Source organism: Curtobacterium sp. ME26, from assembly GCF_903970945.1.
In the GTDB taxonomy this organism is placed as follows: domain Bacteria; phylum Actinomycetota; class Actinomycetes; order Actinomycetales; family Microbacteriaceae; genus Curtobacterium; species Curtobacterium citri.
This window is the reverse complement of record NZ_CAJCKG010000102.1, coordinates 1-1,169: the sequence shown is the minus strand read 5'-3', so window position 1 is coordinate 1,169 and position 1,169 is coordinate 1. Positions and strand designations below refer to the sequence as shown.

The window sequence follows — 1,169 nt, the reverse complement described above, 5'->3', positions numbered from 1 at the left end:
TCACGGACGTCCTCGAGCAACTCGCTGAGCGCGTCGGGCGAAGAGCTCGCGAGGTGGTCCTCGAGCGCTTGCTCCGCCGAGTACGGCTCCTCCGCCCAGTCCTGGTGGAAGTAGGTACCGACGAATGCGTCGAAGCCGTGGAAGTTGCGCGCCGTGATGCTCGCGACCGCGGGGTACGCCGTGAACACCGTGTAGCCCGAGGGACTGTCCGCCGATCGGACGAGCACGGCGCGCACGGCTTCGAGGTCCTGCGGCTCCACGAAGGGGTTCCCCCGGCCGGTCACGCCGCCGGGGACGGCGTACACCCGCAGCGGGCGTGAAGCACCCTCCGCGACCCAACGCCTGATGCGTTCGTGGTTGAAGTCGAGCGCGTAGGCCACCGCTTCGTTCGCGCGCTCCACGCTCGGGAAGTAGGACCCACCCGTCCGTACAGTGCGTGCCATCAGAGGACCTCACCGGTCTGCCCACGCTCGACCGAATCGCCGTTTCGGACATTGCGGGCAGCACGGTCTCGAAGTCCGATGAGCCAGGTACGGGAGGTTTGGCCAGTCTCGGCGAGGGGATCGAGGCCCGAATCGATGTACGTGAAGAAGTCGTCAACCGACGAGTCGGTCCCCAGCACGTTCAAGAGGTAGTCGAGCTCTGTTTGCAGCACCTCGTTGTCGCGCAGCGGAGCATCATCGAGATCCTGCACGAGGACCGATTCCGCATCTGGCCAATCGAGCTGCCAATCGAGGTTGAATTCCACGCCGAGCAACGAGGTCGTTCTCGGAGCGCGACGGATCATCTCACGGTAGAAGTCTTCGTCATCCATTGATCGTCTCTCGCGGGTAACTAGTCAGGATCGAGTATGGGGGATCTCCGCTGGGTTCAAACTTCAGGACAACACGTACAACGGACGCATCTTGGATCGGCGGTGTACGCCCCTCGACGAATTCCCGGCCGATGACCTGATCTGCTGGCCAGCGGACGGCCCCGTCATCGACATCGGCTGCGGCCCGGGGCGGATGCTCGTCGCGGCGCAGGCCCTCGGCATCCCGGCACTCGGCGTCGACGTGTCGGACGAGGGAGCGGAAGAGCGTCGTGCAGGGAAAGGGTGGGCAGAGCGCATGGAGGGTCGGCAGTGGTGCGTGAGTAGGAGTGCAGAAGGTCCAGCACGTGTACACATG

3 protein-coding genes are annotated in these 1,169 nt (G+C 64.8%); all 3 read right to left on the bottom strand.

Features of this window, described 5'->3' with window-relative positions:
- Nucleotides 1–443: contact-dependent growth inhibition system immunity protein (locus tag H7A69_RS17200; RefSeq protein WP_220456287.1), on the bottom strand; the 443-nt coding region annotated here is incomplete at its 3' end.
- Nucleotides 443–814, bottom strand: coding sequence for a hypothetical protein (locus tag H7A69_RS17195; protein ID WP_182048151.1), 372 nt, complete (start codon nucleotides 812–814; stop codon nucleotides 443–445). The genes H7A69_RS17200 and H7A69_RS17195, both read right to left, overlap by 1 nt.
- Entirely contained in the window at nucleotides 807–1,166 is a 360-nt protein-coding gene (locus tag H7A69_RS17685) for an RNase A-like domain-containing protein (RefSeq protein WP_411469379.1), read from the bottom strand. The genes H7A69_RS17195 and H7A69_RS17685 overlap by 8 nt, the downstream gene beginning before the upstream one ends.
- Nucleotides 1,167–1,169: the final 3 nt, after the last annotated feature.

Excerpts from the sequence above, each read along its gene's own strand:
- H7A69_RS17195 (WP_182048151.1), bottom strand. The coding sequence starts at position 814 with ATGGATGACGAAGACTTCTACCGTGAGATGATCCGTCGCGCTCCGAGA.